Origin of the sequence: uncultured Fibrobacter sp., assembly GCF_946062555.1 — a bacterium.
Classification (GTDB): Bacteria; Fibrobacterota; Fibrobacteria; order Fibrobacterales; family Fibrobacteraceae; genus Fibrobacter.
This window is the reverse complement of the sequence record NZ_CAMGVQ010000007.1, coordinates 1-15,012: the sequence shown is the minus strand read 5'-3', so window position 1 is coordinate 15,012 and position 15,012 is coordinate 1. Positions and strand designations below refer to the sequence as shown.

General features: G+C 50.3%; 17 protein-coding genes and 1 pseudogene. 5 read left to right on the top strand and 13 right to left on the bottom strand.

Annotated features, from left to right (window positions below; genetic code table 11):
- Positions 1-13 precede the first annotated feature (13 nt).
- The 10 genes and pseudogenes from Q0P86_RS03175 to rpsP all read right to left on the bottom strand — a co-directional run.
- Entirely contained in the window at positions 14-1,318 is a 1,305-nt protein-coding gene (locus Q0P86_RS03175; RefSeq protein ID WP_295037392.1) for a tRNA (N(6)-L-threonylcarbamoyladenosine(37)-C(2))-methylthiotransferase, read from the bottom strand.
- 4 nt (positions 1,319-1,322) lie between these two features.
- Positions 1,323-2,792 (bottom strand): SpoIID/LytB domain-containing protein, encoded by a 1,470-nt coding sequence (locus tag Q0P86_RS03170; protein ID WP_295037391.1) that lies wholly within the window; start codon positions 2,790-2,792, stop codon positions 1,323-1,325.
- 38 nt (positions 2,793-2,830) lie between these two features.
- Positions 2,831-3,370, bottom strand: a complete 540-nt coding sequence (gene def / locus Q0P86_RS03165) for a peptide deformylase (protein WP_290991302.1) — start codon at positions 3,368-3,370, stop codon at positions 2,831-2,833.
- 10 nt (positions 3,371-3,380) lie between these two features.
- Positions 3,381-3,761: a preprotein translocase subunit YajC gene (yajC, locus tag Q0P86_RS03160; RefSeq protein ID WP_291025591.1), complete on the bottom strand. Its 381-nt coding sequence runs from the start codon at positions 3,759-3,761 to the stop codon at positions 3,381-3,383.
- A gap of 145 nt (positions 3,762-3,906) precedes the next feature.
- Positions 3,907-4,836, bottom strand: a complete 930-nt coding sequence (locus tag Q0P86_RS03155) for a Crp/Fnr family transcriptional regulator (protein WP_295037388.1) — start codon at positions 4,834-4,836, stop codon at positions 3,907-3,909.
- Positions 4,833-5,756, bottom strand: a complete 924-nt coding sequence (locus tag Q0P86_RS03150) for a hypothetical protein (protein ID WP_295037386.1) — start codon at positions 5,754-5,756, stop codon at positions 4,833-4,835. Before Q0P86_RS03150 ends, Q0P86_RS03155 begins: the two co-directional genes overlap by 4 nt.
- 36 nt (positions 5,757-5,792) lie before the next feature.
- Complete coding sequence (gene rplS, locus Q0P86_RS03145) at positions 5,793-6,140, bottom strand: 50S ribosomal protein L19 (RefSeq protein WP_072978956.1); 348 nt, start codon at positions 6,138-6,140, stop codon at positions 5,793-5,795.
- Between the two features lie 15 nt (positions 6,141-6,155).
- On the bottom strand, positions 6,156-6,860 hold the full coding sequence (gene trmD, locus Q0P86_RS03140; protein ID WP_290991293.1) for a tRNA (guanosine(37)-N1)-methyltransferase TrmD: 705 nt from the start codon (positions 6,858-6,860) through the stop codon (positions 6,156-6,158).
- A complete protein-coding gene (rimM, locus tag Q0P86_RS03135; protein WP_294983836.1) occupies positions 6,857-7,414 on the bottom strand; it encodes a ribosome maturation factor RimM in 558 nt (185 codons plus the stop codon). The genes trmD and rimM overlap by 4 nt, the downstream gene beginning before the upstream one ends.
- A 276-nt stretch (positions 7,415-7,690) precedes the next feature.
- Positions 7,691-7,960 (bottom strand): annotated as a pseudogene (gene rpsP, locus Q0P86_RS16855) (30S ribosomal protein S16); the annotation flags it as partial.
- A gap of 489 nt (positions 7,961-8,449) precedes the next feature.
- Between rpsP and Q0P86_RS03125 the strand changes: the two are divergent.
- The 3 genes from Q0P86_RS03125 to Q0P86_RS03115 all read left to right on the top strand — a co-directional run bounded on the left by Q0P86_RS03125 (position 8,450) and on the right by Q0P86_RS03115 (position 10,823).
- The gene (locus Q0P86_RS03125; protein WP_290991284.1) at positions 8,450-8,932 is read left to right on the top strand and encodes a hypothetical protein; all 483 of its coding nucleotides are present in this window, start codon (positions 8,450-8,452) and stop codon (positions 8,930-8,932) included.
- On the top strand, positions 8,904-9,176 hold the full coding sequence (locus Q0P86_RS03120) for a diguanylate cyclase (protein ID WP_290991282.1): 273 nt from the start codon (positions 8,904-8,906) through the stop codon (positions 9,174-9,176). Before Q0P86_RS03125 ends, Q0P86_RS03120 begins: the two co-directional genes overlap by 29 nt.
- Before the next feature lie 162 nt (positions 9,177-9,338).
- Positions 9,339-10,823, top strand: a complete 1,485-nt coding sequence (locus Q0P86_RS03115) for a DUF1846 domain-containing protein (protein WP_295037380.1) — start codon at positions 9,339-9,341, stop codon at positions 10,821-10,823.
- Between the two features lie 412 nt (positions 10,824-11,235).
- Here the strand turns inward: Q0P86_RS03115 and Q0P86_RS03110 are convergent, their stop codons facing one another.
- The 3 genes from Q0P86_RS03110 to Q0P86_RS03100 all read right to left on the bottom strand — a co-directional run bounded on the left by Q0P86_RS03110 (position 11,236) and on the right by Q0P86_RS03100 (position 13,551).
- Complete coding sequence (locus tag Q0P86_RS03110; RefSeq protein WP_290991278.1) at positions 11,236-11,949, bottom strand: hypothetical protein; 714 nt, start codon at positions 11,947-11,949, stop codon at positions 11,236-11,238.
- A 74-nt stretch (positions 11,950-12,023) separates the two neighbouring features.
- Complete coding sequence (gene dapA / locus Q0P86_RS03105) at positions 12,024-12,980, bottom strand: 4-hydroxy-tetrahydrodipicolinate synthase (protein ID WP_294115058.1); 957 nt, start codon at positions 12,978-12,980, stop codon at positions 12,024-12,026.
- 67 nt (positions 12,981-13,047) lie between these two features.
- Positions 13,048-13,551, bottom strand: a complete 504-nt coding sequence (locus tag Q0P86_RS03100; protein WP_294115057.1) for a hypothetical protein — start codon at positions 13,549-13,551, stop codon at positions 13,048-13,050.
- 160 nt (positions 13,552-13,711) lie between these two features.
- Here Q0P86_RS03100 and Q0P86_RS03095 point away from each other — a divergent pair, with 160 nt between their 5' ends.
- Together Q0P86_RS03095 and Q0P86_RS03090 are read left to right on the top strand one after the other, a co-directional pair.
- Positions 13,712-14,470 carry a nuclease-related domain-containing protein gene (locus Q0P86_RS03095; protein WP_295037377.1) on the top strand — a complete coding sequence of 253 codons (759 nt, stop codon included), beginning with the start codon at positions 13,712-13,714 and terminating at the stop codon, positions 14,468-14,470.
- A 253-nt stretch (positions 14,471-14,723) separates the two neighbouring features.
- Complete coding sequence (locus Q0P86_RS03090; RefSeq protein WP_295037375.1) at positions 14,724-14,942, top strand: hypothetical protein; 219 nt, start codon at positions 14,724-14,726, stop codon at positions 14,940-14,942.
- The last annotated feature ends 70 nt before the right edge of the window (positions 14,943-15,012 follow it).

Below are 15,012 nucleotides of genomic sequence, written 5' to 3'. Positions count from 1 at the left end.
TAAAGTTAGAAAATTAGATTCTTTCGCCGATAAGGGCGAAGGGTTCTGCGGCGGTTATCGTGACGGTGAACCTTTCGCCCGGCTGTAGCGGCACCTCGCTGGTGATAGCGACGGGGCGGTAGGCGGCGTTCCGGGCAATGTAGGTGCCCTTGCGGTAGCCGTTTTTTTCGATGACAACCGTTTCGGTGGTGCCGACCCAACGGGAATTGTTCTCGGCGGCAATCTGCTGGAAGGCTTCAGCAAGGGCGGCGGAACGCTCGTGCTTGATGCTGTCGGGAACGGCGCCGGTCATGTTGTAGGCCGGTGTATTCGGGCGCGGCACGAAGCGGGTGATGTTGCAGACTGTCGGGCGGGTCTTTTCGAGGAGCGCCAAGGTGTCCAGAAAGTCCCGTTCCGATTCGCCGGGAAAACCGACGATAAGGTCGGTGCTGAGCGTGAATCGGGGAATCCTGTTGAAGGCTTCGGCGAGGTCGACGTAGTCCTGGGCGGAATGCTTGCGGTTCATCGCCTTGAGGATATCTTCGCTTCCGCTCTGGACGGGCAGGTGGATGAACTTGTAGACGCGCTCGTCGTCGAAACATTTCAGGAGGGAGTCGGTGTAACGCAACATGTGACGCGGGTTGCCCATGCCTAGGCGCATCTTGTAGTCGCCAGGAACTTCGTCAAGAATTCGCTGCACCAGTTCGGCGAGGTTTGTTCCTGTATCGAACCCGTAGCAGCCGCAGTCTTGACCCGTCAGCTGGATTTCGACGCAGCCGTCTGCAACGAGGTTCTTGACCTGTTGCACGATATCGGCGACGGGGTAGCTGTACAGGCGGCCTTTTACGAGTCGCGTGGAACAGTAGGCGCAGGCATCGAGGCAACCTTCCTCGATGTTGACGATTCCCACCAGCGGAGATTCTCGCAGCGGAATGTCGTTGCGCTCCCCAAGGTCAATGAGGGTTGCCGCAGTGGGGGTGTGGCTATCTCTAGCTTGCAACTCCTTCAAACTTGTAAATGTTATTTTGTTTGAAATTCTAGCTACATCTTCTCGAAAATCTTTCGGCGCACATCCCGTAACAAATAATTTGGCCTCTGGGGCCGTGCTCATGGCTTCGCGCAGCAGCTTTAACGCGCTTGCGTTTCCCTTGACGGTGCATACATTCAGTACGAAGGCCGCGGGCTTTTCTGTTTCGCCGTTAGTAGCTTCTTTAGGCATCCCAAAGACAACGCGGTAATTATTTGCAAAAATGCGGGCGATTTTTTCACCGTCGCCAAAGTTGGCTGCGCAACCTTGGCTAATCACGACGAGTAGCGGCTTTTCGTTGGGATAATCCACGGCCTTACCGATCGAATTTTTCCAGGGTGATTCCCTGATAATAATGGCTCAGGATTTCCTGGTAGCTTTGCCCGGCCTGCGCTCGTGCACGAACGCCCATTTGGCACATGCCTACGCCGTGTCCGAATCCGGTCCCTGTCAGCACCCATTCCTTGCCTTCCTTTTTCACGGTAAAGAATGAGGATGGGAGAATCGTCCCGGCTTTCTTGAATAGCCAGCGCGTTCGGTCGGTCAATACATCGAAATGCCCCTTGTCCGTTTCGACGCGGAGCGTCATAATACGCCCGCTTTTTAACTTGTCCTTGATCTTGATGGACTTGATTTTCTTGAAATCTGCACCATTTGCACTGCTGAAGGTCGCCTTGGCTTCGCTAGCATTCGCCTTGAAAAGCTTGACGATTTTCTTGTCCGCAAAGCGGCGCTCCCACGTGGTGTAGCTGGATTCGTCGCACCAGGGTTTTCCGTTGGGACGCCTGTCTGGGACTGATTTTAGATAAGGAAGGTCGGCGCGATTCCAGGTGGCGAGCGTCTCGGTAATGCCCCCGCAGGTGGAATGATAGTAGGCGATAATGAATTCCCCGCCATAAGTCATGACCACTCCTGCCGTAGCCTTGACGGCTGCATCGGTCAGCGGTGTTGCCGATTCGAGGCCCTTGTATACTTGATCTTTAGTGTCTGCGTATACGTCAAAGCCTACGGATTCTCGGCTGTTGAAATGCTTGTAGGCGTAAGTGCGCGCGGCTACGGCCTGGGCCTTTAGGGCCTCGATGCGACTGCTGTCTAGTTTTCCGATTTCGTAAGGGACGACTCCGCGCAAGTAGTCTTCGACATCGACTGAATTGATGGCGTCCAGCTTGCCGTTCGTGTTGCGGAACAGGATGCTTCCGGGGTAACACGCCTTGCCGAGAGTCTTGGTGTCTGCCGCGACGGCGAGGCATCCGCCTTCATCGCTATTGAATTCCCGTGAAATATCTTCGGTGGAATTTCCCCCGGCTTCGAACTTGACCTTGTTCCTGGAGACGGTTACATGGACTGTTTCGCCTTGGTACTTAAAGTAAAGTTCCTTGACTCCCGTGAAAATCCCTACGCGCAGCGGGCGGTTCAGTTCTTCGGGAATCGGGTGCTCCTTGAATGTTGCCGGCTTGTCCTGACTCGTTTCTTCCGTATTCCAGGAGCCACTATCGTGGCGACGGAATCCATCAAGAGAATCTGCTGTCGCCGATGTTTTGTAAGAGGATTCGGGTTCGCTTGTCGTCGATGTCGCTTCAATCGGTGCAAAATTGACGGGAATATCGGCTACGTCTTCAACGCTTGCAGGGACTTCCGCTTTCTGCACATCGTCGGGCAGGTCAAAATCGTAGTCTGCAAATGCAAACGATGCGCAGAAAACAAGAATAGGAAGAATGAATAAAGAAGAATGAAAAATGGATTGCTTCGTCGCTTCGCTCCTCGCAATGACGTTTTTGCAATCCATTCTGAATCCTCTAAGTTCTGCCTGCTAAGTTCTAAGCTCTATCTTTTCTTCAACGTCGCCTGTGTTTCCTTGGCCATTTTGCGCAGCTTGGACTGGTTCATGGTGCGGTCGGCCGTCGAAATCTTGTCGACGAACAGGTCGCCGTTCAGATGGTCCGTCTCGTGCTGAATGCAACGGCCAAAGAGTCCGTCGCAGTTATGCAGTTCCTGCGGTTCCCCGTTGATATCGAAGAATCGCACGCACACCTTGTCAGGGCGAATCACGTTGCAGAAAATGTCCGGTACCGAAAGACATCCTTCGTCATAAGGGACCGGCTTCGCATCGGGTTCTGCTTCCCATTCAGGATTGAACATGATGTAGGGGCGCGGTTCCTCTTCGCCGGGAACGGCTGTGTCAATGACGACCAGGCGGATGTTCTTGCCAATTTGCGGAGCGGCAAGACCACACCCCGGGGCGTCGTACATGGTTTCGAGCATGTCTTTGGCGAGCTGGCGCAGTTCGGGGGTAATCTCGGTCACCGGCTCGCACTTTTTGCGGAGTACCGGATCGCCGTAGGTCTTAATTTCGAGAAGAGCCATTGGCTACTCCTTACTTCTTTTCTTCGGTCTTGGTGGCGGCCGGAGCGGCTTCGGCGTTCAGAACACGGAGAATGGCGGACTTTTCAAATTCGATCAGCGTGGTAGAGGCGGTACGGACGGTGATGCTCGTGCCGGTTTCGTCGATGTTGGTGACGGTGCCGATAATGCCTGCTGTGGTCATCACCTTGTCGCCCTTCTTGAGCGCCTTGCGCATTTCTTCGATCTTCTTCATTTCCTTGTTCTTCGGACGGATAAAGAAAAGCCACATCACCACGAACAGGAGAATGAGCGGAAGGAAGCTCATAATGCCACCCTGCTGCTGTTCGGGGGCTGCTTCCTGGGCGAATGCGGCGATGGAGGAAAGGGTCACGAGAAGTGCTGAAAGTTTCATGTTTTTACCTGCTAGGGGTTTAGTTGATTTACGAAGATAAATATAGAAAAATAGAACCCAGATCTTAGAACTTAGATTTCAGAAGAGAGCTTTTGTTGCTCATCTAGGTTCTGCCAGCTAAGTTCTAGCAACTGCGTCGAAGCCGCTAAACGAATTTTTTATCAAGCAGCGGGTAAATGCGGTTGAGTTCCATCAGGTCGAGGATATTGTCGAAGTCGCCGAAGAAAAACGGGATTGTTTCAATTTCGGGGAGTGACGTCTTGTCTCCAAGTGTCACGGAGGCGTTCAGCAGTTTTCGCTGCAATAGCGGAAGCAGGGTGCGCGTCGTGAGCGTTGCTCCGTGCATGGCTCGGCGCGAAATCTTCAGCAAATCGGGGGTCATCACGGTAAACATGCCGTTTTTGAGCGGTTCGTTGCTTTGCTGCAAGGTCCTGATGACGGCGTTCAGCACCATCTGTTCTGTCATCGAAAGAATCTGGGGAGGCATCTTTTGGTAGCGGGCACGGTACCGGATGGTTTCGTACAGTAGATGCTCCACGTTCCTGTTCTTGAAAAACACCTTGTCGCCCTGTTCCTTGAGTATTTCAAGTTCCTCGAGCAGATGCAGGACGTCCTTGATGCCGTCGCGTGAGATGTTGAAAAGGTTGTAGACCGCCTGGAGAATTTCGTCTAAGGCAATTCCGTTGCTTGCGGCTTGGGTCGCCTTGGAATCCAGAATGTAGAGAACGCTCGGTAGCGCCTTGATCTTGTCGCTCTTGTGCTTGTTGCTTTGCGCAATGGAAAGTCGACTTGTCATGAACTGGATAATCGACTTGAACCACACCGGTTCCTGTTCCAGGATTTCGTTCAGGTTTTCGGGAGAAATCTCTAGGAGTTCGCAGTCTTCTTCGGCGGTAATTGTTTCGGGACAGGGCTCGTTCTTCAGGAGCGAAAGCTCTCCAATCAGGTCTCCCGCTTCGTAGGTGGTGCTGTCACCACGCGTATTGTTTCCTTGAAGAATTCCTTTACGAACAACATAAAGGTTGCTGTTGCGGTCGCCTTCGTGAAAAAGAATAGATCCTTCTCCAAGAATCATAGCACCCCCCGAATGTTGGTCTCGTAACGGAGCGCCTTCAAAAAATACCGGATGGTTTTCTTATCCATTTCGTAGCGGTCGGAATCGGTATCCAGCTTGCGGAACCACTCCAGCTTCAGCAGGTTAATCCACTGCGAGACTTCGACTTCTTTGAACTTTTCCTGGATAAACGAAATCCATTCGGGGCTGGTCTTGGGTTCGGCTTTTTCGAGGGTGGCGAGAAATACCAGGAGCTTCTTTTGCAGGAAGCTTAATTTGTATGGAACGAAGTCCTTCCCGCTGTCGATACTCTGCTGATAATCCGCAAAAATCCGCATCAGTTCGGTATCGACGACCCGGCAGAAAATGCGCTCGTCGTTTTGTGAAAGCTTGATCAGGTGCCTGCGGAAAATCGCCTTCACGTCTTCCTGAATGGTCGCCGCCGGAATCTTGGTCAAGAAACGGAATTCGCGGATCAGTTCGGTGAGGTTGAAATTCACATTCTCGGGCTTGTGGCACAGATACTCTGCGAGACTCTTGAGCGTGTTCTTGACGCGGGTCTCCACGGTCGCGCGCTTCAGCTGGTGCGTCTTGGAAGACATCTTGCGGATAAGCGCCAAAAGCCAAAGTGGGAGCCGCTTGAGCTCCGATTCCATGCATTCTTCGGTAACGAGGGTAATCTTGGAATCCTTGCTTGCCGAAAGTTCATACTTGAACGGTTCCCGTTCCAGAAGCGACGCCACCCCGACCAGGTCTCCAGGACGCATGGTGAATACGACCGGATGGGGCGGAGTGGTTTCGCGGGCGACGAGTTCGCCTTCTTCGAGAATGACGATACTGCGTTCTTCGCTCTTGGGGGAGTATACAATAAAACCCGCCTTCACGCTTTGGTGCGTGGGCGGGATAATCTCTTGACGCGAGGGCTGATTTGAATTTCCCATATTCATAGGAATGCAAACGCCTCGATGAAAGACTAATTAAGCCTGACGTTCGTCGATACGAGCAGCCTTACCGCGGAGGTCGCGCATGTAGTAGATGCGAGCCTGGCGAACCTTACCCGGACGGTCGAGCACGATGGAGTCGATGCGGGGGGAGTGGAGCGGGAAAATACGTTCCACGGCCACAGAGCCGCTCATCTTGCGGACGGTAAGAGTTGCAGAAATACCGGTGTTCTTCTTCTGGATCACGACGCCCTTGAACGGCTGGATACGTTCCTTGGTGCCTTCGATCACCTTCACGTTCACGGTAACGGTGTCACCGGCGCGGAGTTCGGGAAGGTCGGTCTTCAAATTTTCGTTGTGGATTGCTTCAATGTTCAGGGACATTTGTGTACCTCGTTTTTATTTGATGCCAAATTTAGTATCTTCTTCAAGATTTTTAAAGATGTCTGGGCGTCTTTCTTGTGTTCTTTTTAACGATTCTTGGCGCCTCCAGGCTTTGATGTTCGCGTGGTGGCCCGAAAGGAGCACTTCGGGGACCTTTTTTCCTTCAAAAACTTCGGGTCGGGTATAGACCGGCCACCCCAGTACCCCCTGCGCAAAGGAGTCCGTTTCGCCGGATTCCTTGTTGCCGAGAGCCCCGTCCAGGAGTCTCACTACGGCATCCGTCACGAGCATGGCAGGGAGTTCGCCCCCGCTCACGACAAAATCGCCGATAGAAATTTCCAGGTCGACCTCGGACTGGCGGATGCGGTCGTCGATCCCCTTGTAATGTCCGCAGATGAGTACCAGGTGGCTTTCCTTGGAAAGTTCCTTGGCCATCTTGTGGGTAAAGGGGACGCCGTCTGCTGTCAGATAGATGACTTTGCCGCCATCTTCCTTGACTCCCGTGCTGCGGATGGCGTTGGCGAGAGGTTCTGGCCTGATGACCATTCCCGGTTCGCCGCCATACGGCACGTCGTCCACCTGGCCGTAATCGTTGATGGCAAAGTCGCGCAGGTAGACGGTGTTGAATTCCATCAGTCCTTTGCTCTGGGCGCGACCCATGATTGATTGCTTCATGGGAGTGAACATCTCGGGGAAAATGGTGATGCAGTCGATTTTCACCTTTCCTCCGGGCACAGACTCTTTAAATAGTCTGCGCTGAATACGATGTTCTTGCCATCTTCGTCCACGTCCAAGACACAGTCGTCTATCCAGGGGGCGAGGATTGTTTTCGCGGAAAATTCGCGTTGGAAGGCTGCGTCGAACTTGACGTGAAATGCGTTCACGGTAGGCAGTTCTTCGACTTCAAGAACTTCGCCCACATCGCGGCCGTCTTCCAGTTTTACGCGGAAACCCTCCAAATCGTCCAGGTAATATTCGCCCTCGGGGGCGGGGAGCCTCTCCGATTCGGGAATCATTACGTCTGCATTTACGAAATGAGTGAGGGATTCCGGCGTATCGTACCCCTTGAACTTGAGTAACCACAGATTGTTTGCAAGCCTGGAATCTTCCAGAGTCAATTGTACCTGTTCACCATTGGTCTTCTTTAGCATCACGTCCTTGAGCTTCTCATGACGCGTGAGGTCGTGAGTAAGCGGCATCGCCTTGATGTATCCCTTGACGCCATGCGTGCGCATGAGCTGGCATACGGTGATGTAATCTTGGGACTCAGACATGAAAGACTTAGTGGGGTTTTGAATCAGCGGAAGGTGGTTGCCTTGGTTCAAGCGGATTTTGCCAGATAAAAAAGCCCCGTGCCAATTTGTGTGGTCGGCACGAGGTTTCCTTTCAAGCGAAAATTATGCTTCGGCAGCAGGTGCTTCGGCCGGAGCTTCAGCAGCGGCGGCTTCCTTAGCGGCCTTTTCAGCTTCGATCTTGGCGAGAGCCTTGGGACCGAGCTTGGCCTTCTTGGCCTTTTCAGCACGCGGAGTAGCGGACTTGCCTTCGATAGAACGGCCAGCGCGGATTTCGTGGAACAGGTCCATGATGCCGACCTTCTTGAGGAGGCTGCGAACGGTGTCAGACGGCTGTGCACCGGTCTGGAGCCACTTGAGCACCTTTTCCTGTTCGAACTTGATTTCAGGAGCCTTGGTGTTCGGGTTGTAGAAACCCACCTGTTCGATAAAGCTATCGTCGCGAGCCTTGCGGGAATCAATCACCACGGCGCGGTAGATGGGGTTGTGACGCTTGCCGAAACGAGCGAGACGGATAACGGTTGCCATTTTAACCTCTTATTTGTTTATTTTCCCGTTTTCGGGGAAAATGGGGTTTGTTTTTATGTTTTGGGCCAAAGATAGCAAAAAAAATCTTGTGTGTAAAGGACGGAATGTAAAATTTTTCCGTTCTTTGTGTATAAATTAACGCTATATTTAGGCAATTTCAGTTTCTAAAAGCGTAAAAATGCCGATTTTTAGCAAAAAAACGGATTTTGGGGGCTCGGAGTTCTGCCGCTAACTGGTGGTTTATGGAAGGTTGCTTCAAGGACTGACCCTCTGGAGCGGGGAAACGGCTCGATAAAAATGACAAAAATGTGGCGGAAATCTTACTTCGTGTTGTAGGAAGATCCCGTTCCCTGTAAAATACTTATTTTTACGAGTATGCTTTCTTCGTTGATAACGAAACGAGCTGTTATTCGATGCGTGTTTATTGCGGCGAGCATCAGAAACTGAAATTGGCGAATAGCAATAATTTTTTGGATGATGTGAAAGTCAATGTGGAAGCTGTCGTTTATCCCGAAGACAAACAGTCCTTTGCTGACCATATCAACCACGAACCATTACGCCTTGTATAAGAGCGAACGCCTGTTCTGCGAACTCTGCATCGCTTTCGAGGGTGATGATTTCTTCAACCAACTTCAGAAGGGCGCCTTGAGTGTTATCTACAAAGATGATATCCCCCTGATTGCGGCGGCTCTGAAAAGGGAAAGCCTGTTGAGGGAACTCGACGAACACGCCATGTTCTCCTTGACTTATCGCTTGAATTCTCCGGCAGGTCCGCAGCATGTGAACCTGGTGGCTGTGTATGCGGACAAGAACCATGTGGTTATCAGTGTTACCAACGTGGATGTCCAGGTGCGCCGCGAACAGAAAATTAGGGAAGAGGCGAACCTTGAGTTTGAAAAGTCGCGTCGAGACGATTTGACGGGCATCAAGAACAAGAATGCGTATGGTGAATTTGAGCGTGGGCGGCGATGAGTTTGTTGTAATTCTTTTCGGCTCCGATTATGAAAATCGCGAAAAACTGGAGCAGGACTTTGTCAAAAAAGTAAATGAAAGTACCGGAAAAAATAAGGTTTCGTTGGCTTGCGGAATTTCTGTGTTCGACCCGGCTCACGACAAGAACGTTGCCGTTGTTTTTGAACGAGCCGACGCCTTGATGTACAAGAATCAGGAGTCTATGAAGGGCGGTCGCGACGAAATGATCGATGCGGTCGTCTGAACGGCTGAAGCCAAAGTGACTGTTTGGAGCCTTTTGTACCCACCCCGCATCAAGTGCGGGGAAAACTCCTGCAGGCATCTCCATTAAATCGACATCCTCGCACAAGCGAGAATCTTTCTTTTTTTTATTTTTGTGCAGATATTTTTTAGATGGACAAAAAAGATGTTTAAAGTTGGGTTTGATAACGACGCGTACCTGAGGACGCAGTCCGAAAAGATTGCCGAGCGCATTGCGAAGTTCGGTGGAAAACTTTATCTGGAATTTGGTGGAAAACTGTTCGATGATCATCACGCATCCCGCGTGTTGCCTGGCTTTGCGCCCGACAGTAAAATCCGTATGCTAGAAAAGCTCAAGGACAAGGCCGAAGTCATTATCGCGATTAACGCGGGTGACATCGAAAAGAACAAGGTTCGCGGCGACTTGGGCATTACCTATGACCAAGACGTGTTGCGCCTGATCGACGCTTTCCGTGGGTATGGCCTGTACGTGAGTTCCGTGGTGCTGACCCGCTGGCAGGAACAGCCGAGTGCCGTTGCCTATCAGAAGAAGCTTGAAGACCTTGGCCTCAAGGTTTATCGCCATTACCCGATTGCGGGTTACCCGAGCAACATTCCGCTGGTGGTGAGCGACGATGGTTACGGCAAGAATGAATTTGTTGAAACCACCCGCGAACTCGTGGTGGTGACCGCTCCGGGCCCGGGAAGTGGAAAGATGGCTGTGTGCCTTTCGCAGATTTACCACGAAAACAAGCGTGGAATCAAGGCGGGGTATGCCAAGTTCGAGACCTTCCCTATTTGGAACATTCCTCTCAAGCATCCGGTGAACCTCGCGTACGAAGCTGCGACGGCCGATTTGAACGACGTGAACATGATCGACCCGTTCCACCTGGAAGCTTACGGCAAGACGACCATCAACTACAACCGCGACGTGGAAATCTTCCCGGTTTTGAACGCCCTGTTTACCCGCATCTTGGGAGAATCGCCGTACAAGAGCCCGACGGATATGGGCGTGAACATGGCTGGCAACTGCATTGTCGATGACGATGCTGTCTGCGAAGCAGCCCGTCAGGAAATCATCCGCCGCTATTACAATACGCTTTGCGATGTGCGTAAGGGCAATGCCGACAAGGAACAGATTTACAAGCAGGAACTGATTATGGAACAGGCCCAGATCAGTACTGCAAACCGTCCGGTGATTGCTGCCGCTGTCGAAAAGGCGAAATTGACAAGTGGTCCGGCGGTGGCGATCCAGCTGAACGACGGTGCCATCATTACGGGCAAGACGTCTTCGCTGCTCGGCGCATCTTCTGCAATGCTTCTGGATTCCCTTAAGCACTTGGCCGGAATTCCCGATGAGGTGCGTCTGCTTTCGCCGATGGTGATTGAACCGATTCAGAACCTGAAGACCAAGCAGCTCGGCCACAAGAACCCGCGCCTGCACATGGACGAAGTCCTGGTCGCGCTTTCTGTTTGCGCCCTCACGGATTACAATGCGAAGATTGCACTTGAAAAGTTACCGGAACTCCGCCACTGCGAAGTGCACTCCAGCGTGATTCTATCTCAGGTCGACGTAGGCGTGTTCCGCCGCTTGGGTGTGAACTTGACTACGGAACCTACATACCAAACGAGTAAACTTTATCACGGTTAATTAGGGGCTGCGGCTACTGAGACTCCGCACTTTAGTGCGGGAAATGAGCTTTGCTCATTGTTCGTCGAAGGATGTCGTAATCCTATCTTGTCGGAAACTTGTTTCCGTTACAAGATAGAGATTAGGACCTCGCTATACTCGCTTATACGATGCTATAACGATTGTCTCAATATAAAGCAAAAGACCGCAACAATGTTGTGGTCTTTAAATTTGTCCTGAAAAAGTGAGTTTGTTAAAAACTACTTCTTCTTGGGCTTTGCGGTCTTCCGTGAGCCGTAAGCGACTCGTATTGCAATGTAATTGCATAAACCGGCGCCTCAACAATAGAAACAAATGAATTTGTTTCTGCTGTATTCGGCTTAGGTTTATTTAACGAGTCGTGTCGGCGAGAGCAAAGTCTTATCGACTTTTGCTACTTCTTTTTAGACTTTGCGGTCTTTTTCGGGGGGTGAACGGCGATTTTCTTCACGCTCTTGTCTTCTTCCTTGGCGAGTTCCGCTTCTTCGGCTTCGAAGATGGCCTGAGCCTGGCGGAGTGCGTCGGTCGGGTCGATTTCGATTGCTTCGGAGGCTTCGTCCACGAGCTCGGCAAAGTCATCGTACCAGTCAGCGAAGATTTCCACTTCGAGGTGGTCGACACCCGGAACGGTGAGACGTGCGCCGCAGGCTTCGCCTACGCGGTCAAGATACTTGGCCATCTGCGGCTTGAGGAGCGTGAGGTCGAGACCGTCGAGGTCTTCGGGTTCAAAGTAAACGCCGTCGACGTCGGAATCGTCATCGTCCTTGGACTTCTTAGACTTCTTGTTGGTTGCTGAGCTTGTCGAAGCACACTTGCCGCACTTGCACTCGCCGTTGCAGCATTCTTCGTCGCCGTACAGGGCCATGTATTCTTCGTCGTCCATGCCGCTGTCGTAGTAGAATTCGTCTTCTTCGAGGTACAGGGTTTCAACAAAGATTCCCTTGGCGCCGAGCGTCTTTGCCGCGGCAATGAATTCCTTGAGGTCGCCACCGAAGTAGCGGGTGGTTTCCATGTCTTCGTTCAGGGTCTGAACGGGAATGGGGGAGAGCTTCTGCTTCTTGAGGTAGTCGCAGATTTCGTCACTGATGGATTTCTGAGTCTTTGCCATGGGATTCTCCAGTAAAAAAGTGATTAGTGGTTGGTGATTAGTGGTCCTGTTTACTAACCACTGCCCACTGTTTACTAAACGTGGTACTTCTTCAGGCTCGGGGCCTTTTCTTCAATCAACTTCATGATGCGGGCGACTGCGTCTGCACCGTTTGCGGTATCCTTCACGCTCACGAGCGGCTGGAACAGCGGGCTGTTGAACAGCGTGCCCAGCGGAATCGGGTTCTTGCGGCAGAACGTGATGTCGATAAAGTCGCGAGCGTCCTTCTGCAGGTTGTGAGCCTTGTCCTTGTCGCCGGCCTGGAAAGCCTTGTACAGGTCCACGAAGATCTTCGTGGCTTCGGGGATGTTGCCCGAAGCGCTGATGATGCCCGTGCCGCCCATTTCGAGGAGGTCTGCGAACAGACCGTCTTCACCGCTCATGACGGCGAAGTCCTTGCCCTTGGTTTCCTTGATCACACGCATCGTGTCTTCGTGGAACTTTTCGCCAAAGCCGAATTCGACGGCCTGCTTCAGACCGATGATGTTCTTGTCTTCGGCAAGTTCAATCAAGGTGTCGGGGTGCACGTAGCTGGAGGTGCGGCCCGGAACGTTGTAAATCACGATCTTGGCACCCGTTTCGCTGCTGAGCGTACGGTAGTGCTTCAGGAGGCCCTCCTGCGGCGGGTTGTTGTAGTAACCAGTCACGCAGAGGACTGCCACCGGGGCAATCTTCTGAACATTTTCGATCATTTCGATAGATTCGCGAGTGCAGTTGGATCCGGCACCGGCAATCACGGGCACGCGGCCGTCCACATAGTCGAGCGTAAACTTGATGATATCCAGGTGCTGCTGCGGAGAAACCGTCGCGCTCTGACCCGTGGTCACTGCAGGGAGCACGCCACTTGCACCGTTGGCAATCACGTCGTCGATCATAGCACCCATCTTCTTGTAGTCGATGGAGTTGCGAAGGTTCTTGGGATCGTCGTTCTTGAGCGGGGTGAACAACGCGGGGAAAACACCAGTAAGTTGAGAAGCGTTAGTAATCTGCATAGTGCTGTAAATATATAAAAGTAGGCAGTAGGCGGTAGGCAGTAGGCGGTAAATTGTTGTGGTTATTTCAGAAATTTAGAGCTAATGCTCCGCCGTAAGTTTTGTTTATCGGGTCTACAATCGGGGCGAAACCTACTTTTGTAGCTTGCCGTACGGAGTATTTTTTTCGCCGTATATTGTAATTCGAGTAGTTGTCCTTTCGTACCGCGGCCGCAATTTCAAATCCGCCATAAACAAAGGCAGAGGTGGCCCCGATGCCGCATAATATAAATGTTGTGACTGCCCATGGGTGTGACATGGAAAGCGGACTTTTGTTGTCTTCGGAATATTGTTCGAAAACGTAAAAGGTGATTGAAAATCCTGACACCATCGCCAGTCCTACAGAGACCCATGCTGTAATCAAAGCTATGTTAGCCGCTTTCTTGTCAAAATTGTACTTGTCCAGATTGTACTGGTATAATTGCTTGTAGTATGTGGCGGAGTCAGTGGGTGAGTCTGTTGCGGGTGCAATATCTGTTTGTGAAAAACAGGTGGTTGCGATTAGAAATAAGATATATAGAATTTTTCTCATGATGGCTGCCGATTTGCTAAACTGTGATAATTGTTCAAATTTACTTTGTTAAAAGTAATGTTTTTTGCGTTTTTTAACCAAAAATGTGGACAAAAGTTTGCAATCATTGTCGGTTTGGTATATATTCAAAGGGAACGTTCGCAAAGGGATGACGTGAATTATGAATCGTAAACAGCATTTTAGACCCCATGTACAGGGAGAATCTCTTGAGTGGCGAATTCAAGAATTGTCTGATAAAATGTATGAATACCTGATTTTGCCGACGGTAACACTTGTTGCGTCTGTATATTTTTGGATGATTGCTCTAGGCTTTTTAAAAGTAAATGTCCTTGCCGCTGTATTTATGACATCTCTTTTGATTATATGCTCTATAAGGGCGTTTTTCAAAATCAGAGGAATCCATAAGCAAATACATCGTTGTCAAAAAGGTTTGGATGGAGAACGTTTTGTTGGCTCAAATTTGGAAAAACTTTCTTCCAATAAAACATTTATTTTTCACGACATCGTTTGCGAAACACAAAATAAAGCAAAGCCTTTTAATTTTAATATAGATCACGTCATTATTAGCACAAAGGGTATTTTCACGGTTGATGCGAAAAATTGGAGTTTAGCTGATAGAGAATACAATCAAGCCGATTTTATTTTTAAGGACAATGAACTTATTGATAGTACTGGAGTTTTGCAAAGCGATTTAATGTATAAAGTAGAATCCCAAGGACGATGGTTGGAAAGCAAAATTTATGAATGGATTGGGAAAAAATATCCTGTATATAGAACTGGCATAATGATCGGCGCTTTCGTAAATAATGTCGATAAAGATTTTTCAAAGTATTGGATTGTTAATGATGGTGCTTTCGCAAGATTGTTTGAAAAAGAGACTGAAAAAAATCACGTTGCAGGATGTGCAACGCATTTCTGATTCACTTCGTCGTTTTGTAGAAAAACCTATTAAATAGTTTTTTTGAACAGTATACAAAGTTTCCATCAGTTTTCGCAAATGAAAAACTGAATTGGGAATGCGAAATGCTCTAAAAACATGTTTTTTGCAAACAGTTGTTTGCAAAATGAAGGGCGGAAAGTTCAAAGCCTTGTTTTTGCTGGTGGAATAGAGTATATTTAGTTGTAACTGAAAGATCGCTATCTGTTGAATAGAAACGACAAAAAGAGGATATATGGCTCGCGAAATTCGAGAAACTCCTATTTTGTTCGGTGAGGATGCTCGCCGGTTTCTAGCCCGTATGCAGGAGCGACACCCGGAACCTCCTGAAGTTCGAGCCCGTCGTTTACGGAATTATGAACTTATGAAAAAAGCTTATGAGCGAGGCATGGCTGATCAGCGCGCCCGTGAAGAGGCTAATGGAGGATTTGATCCGTGGTTCAAGCACGTGTAGATAAACAAAGTTTAAGTTTTATTGTCCAAAAAATGGTTAAAACCCTGCACTTTCAGTGCAGCGACTTTCA

Bases quoted from the DNA above. Each gene is read 5' to 3' on its own strand.
- Q0P86_RS03170 (WP_295037391.1), bottom strand. From the start codon at position 2,792: ATGGATTGCAAAAACGTCATTGCGAGGAGCGAAGCGACGAAGCAATCC.
- def (WP_290991302.1), bottom strand. From the start codon at position 3,370: ATGGCTCTTCTCGAAATTAAGACCTACGGCGATCCGGTACTCCGCAAA.
- yajC (WP_291025591.1), bottom strand. From the start codon at position 3,761: ATGAAACTTTCAGCACTTCTCGTGACCCTTTCCTCCATCGCCGCATTC.
- Q0P86_RS03155 (WP_295037388.1), bottom strand. From the start codon at position 4,836: ATGATTCTTGGAGAAGGATCTATTCTTTTTCACGAAGGCGACCGCAAC.
- Q0P86_RS03150 (WP_295037386.1), bottom strand. From the start codon at position 5,756: ATGGGAAATTCAAATCAGCCCTCGCGTCAAGAGATTATCCCGCCCACG.
- rplS (WP_072978956.1), bottom strand. From the start codon at position 6,140: ATGTCCCTGAACATTGAAGCAATCCACAACGAAAATTTGAAGACCGAC.
- rimM (WP_294983836.1), bottom strand. From the start codon at position 7,414: ATGTCTGAGTCCCAAGATTACATCACCGTATGCCAGCTCATGCGCACG.
- Q0P86_RS03125 (WP_290991284.1), top strand. From the start codon at position 8,450: ATGTGGAAGCTGTCGTTTATCCCGAAGACAAACAGTCCTTTGCTGACC.
- Q0P86_RS03120 (WP_290991282.1), top strand. From the start codon at position 8,904: ATGGTGAATTTGAGCGTGGGCGGCGATGAGTTTGTTGTAATTCTTTTC.
- Q0P86_RS03115 (WP_295037380.1), top strand. From the start codon at position 9,339: ATGTTTAAAGTTGGGTTTGATAACGACGCGTACCTGAGGACGCAGTCC.
- Q0P86_RS03110 (WP_290991278.1), bottom strand. From the start codon at position 11,949: ATGGCAAAGACTCAGAAATCCATCAGTGACGAAATCTGCGACTACCTC.
- dapA (WP_294115058.1), bottom strand. From the start codon at position 12,980: ATGCAGATTACTAACGCTTCTCAACTTACTGGTGTTTTCCCCGCGTTG.
- Q0P86_RS03100 (WP_294115057.1), bottom strand. From the start codon at position 13,551: ATGAGAAAAATTCTATATATCTTATTTCTAATCGCAACCACCTGTTTT.
- Q0P86_RS03095 (WP_295037377.1), top strand. From the start codon at position 13,712: ATGAATCGTAAACAGCATTTTAGACCCCATGTACAGGGAGAATCTCTT.
- Q0P86_RS03090 (WP_295037375.1), top strand. From the start codon at position 14,724: ATGGCTCGCGAAATTCGAGAAACTCCTATTTTGTTCGGTGAGGATGCT.